Origin of the sequence: Tumebacillus algifaecis, from assembly GCF_002243515.1 — a bacterium.
Classification (GTDB): Bacteria; Bacillota; Bacilli; order Tumebacillales; family Tumebacillaceae; genus Tumebacillus_A; species Tumebacillus_A algifaecis.
On the sequence record NZ_CP022657.1, the window covers coordinates 4,147,501 to 4,150,000 of the forward strand.

At 47.5% G+C, this 2,500-nt stretch carries 1 rRNA gene and 1 pseudogene (both running past the window's edge); both read right to left on the minus strand.

Going from position 1 to position 2,500, the window contains the following annotated elements:
• Positions 1 to 351, minus strand: a 16S ribosomal RNA gene (locus CIG75_RS18415) (it extends 1,194 nt beyond the left edge of the window).
• Positions 352 to 1,712: 1,361 nt separating this feature from the next.
• Positions 1,713 to 2,500, minus strand: a pseudogene (locus CIG75_RS18420) (IS3 family transposase) (it continues 339 nt past the right edge of the window).

The window sequence follows — 2,500 nt, forward strand, 5'->3', positions numbered from 1 at the left end:
CCGTAGGAGTCTGGGCCGTGTCTCAGTCCCAGTGTGGCCGATCACCCTCTCAGGTCGGCTACGCATCGTCGCCTTGGTGAGCCGTTACCTCACCAACTAGCTAATGCGCCGCGAGCTCATCCGACAGTGAAGCGAAAGCTTCTTTCTCGATCCCCTCATGCGAAGGAATCGCTTATCCGGTATTAGCACTCGTTTCCAAGCGTTATCCCAGTCTGTCGGGCAGATTGCCCACGTGTTACTCACCCGTCCGCCGCTAACCTTTGGGAGCAAGCTCCCTCCGGTCCGCTCGACTTGCATGTATTAGGCACGCCGCCAGCGTTCGTCCTGAGCCAGGATCAAACTCTCAATAAAAGTTGAAAAAGTTTGTATCTTGACTCGCATCAGATCTCTGTAACACTCGTTTAGTTTTCAAGGATCAACAGGTTGTTCATCTCCCAACATCGCGATTGAAAATCTCGCTCTTCGTTGGGCTACCACCGCGTGTCTCTCGCGGCGACAAGAGTTATCTTATCACGGCTGGACAGCCTGTCACAACTCAACTTTTGGTCATATTTGCCGCCTAGCGAACAAAATTCGCTGAATGACCTAACAACCATGAGTGAACTTCATTTTTTGTTATCATTCTTTGTTATCCTACCCAATGATGTGAAAGTTCATCACCAGAGTTATGGCGCTCCAAGAAGTGACCGATACAAAGTCAGAATCAATACGCCATCAACTCGACCTGATCTATATGAATGATAATCGAGTAAAAGAATAGGACTCGCTCCCCACTTAGGAATCAAGCCATTTCATTCCTTCTGCAAAGTCCATACTTCTCTATGCACCTAACCTAACCTCATCCCTCCCTAGGAACTATACATTCCATGTTCCAAACCGCCGCTCTAGTTGTGAACTCGAACCCCTCCACTCTGATTAGTCATTAGAACTACTCCCGCTTCACCGAACTAAGTCTCTTCTCGACTTGCAAGTTCCTACTTTCCGGCGCCGGATGATTGAAGAATACCTCCACTATGAACGCTCACTACAATTAGTAGTCCTTGCACAAGCAAAAACCTAGTTCATCAAATTGAATCTCAAAGTACCTGATAGATCCTCCACTTTTCCTACAATCCCCTCCCTCCCCGCCAAGATCACGACCTTACTTCCAAACAACAAGGCCCAGTTCATCGAACTAAATCCACTTTAGACAACGGCCCCTTCCCTCTCGATGGCCTGCACCCAAGTACCTCACCTCCATTTTACCTACAACCTCTTCTTTCCCTCACCGCGTTCACGGCCGTACCTCCAAAGCAAATAAGACCCAGTTCATCAGACAGTATCCCACTTTACACATCGGTCCCTTCCCCTCAGCGGCCTAGGTCCCTAGTACAATACCTCCACTTTTCCTAGATAGCGAATCTCCCCCTGCCATGCTCACGATCCACCTCCAAAACAAAAAGACCAAGTTCATCAAACTGAATCACACTTCACACTTCGGTCTCATTCCCCTCAGCAGCCTGCGCCCCGAGTGCCATATCTCCACTTTTTCTACTAACACTTCTCTCCTTCACAAAGATCACGACCCTACTTTCAAAACAAAAAGACCCAGCTCATCAAACTGAGTCCCACTTTACACAGCAGCAACCTACGTCTCCAAGGACCCTACGGATCTAGCAACACACATCCCTCTATCCCTCCAGTCGTCCTCCACTTGGATTGTCAACAGTAAATCAGACAGCTTTTTTAAGGGCTTCTTGGCGATACTGAACAGGTGTCAGATACCCCCAACGTTCCATGAATCCGATGCTTGTTGAACCAGTTGACGTAATCGTATAATTCCAATTCCAGATGACGAAGACTCTGGAAGCTCAACTGGTGGATGAACTCGGTTTTCATGACTTTGTAGGTGGCTTCGGCCACGGCATTGTCATAGGGACAGCCTTTCATACTTAGAGATCGACCGATTTCAAAGGTCTCCAGCAGCTCATCCATCCTTTGATTTTTAAACTCGCTGCCGCGGTCCGTATGAAACCACTGAATTTGACGCAAATCACCTTGTACCGTAGCAAAGGCGCGTGAAATCAGAGCAGCGTCCTTTTTTGGACCTGCACTGCACTATGACCAATAATCTCTCGATTGAACAAGTCGATGAGCACGCAAATGTAATGCCACTTGTTTTGGACTTTCACATATGTCAGATCACTGACGACAAAGCGTTTGATTTCGGCTTGCTCAAACTCACGATCCAGCACATTCGTTGATGGTGCTTCATTACAAGCCGATTTATGGGGCTTATACTGAGCTATGGTGTAAGTGGATACTAGGCCTTGCTCTTTCATGATCCGGCCAATGCGACGCCTGGACACGATGAAGTCTTGTTCCTGGAGCTTAACTTTGATCTTTCGCGTGCCGTAGGCTTTTCGATTCTTGTTGAAAATCTCCACAATTGCTTCTGTGATTTTCTCTTCTTTTGCTTGTTCTTTCGCTTCGTAATAGAATGTACTTCTTGAGATTTGCA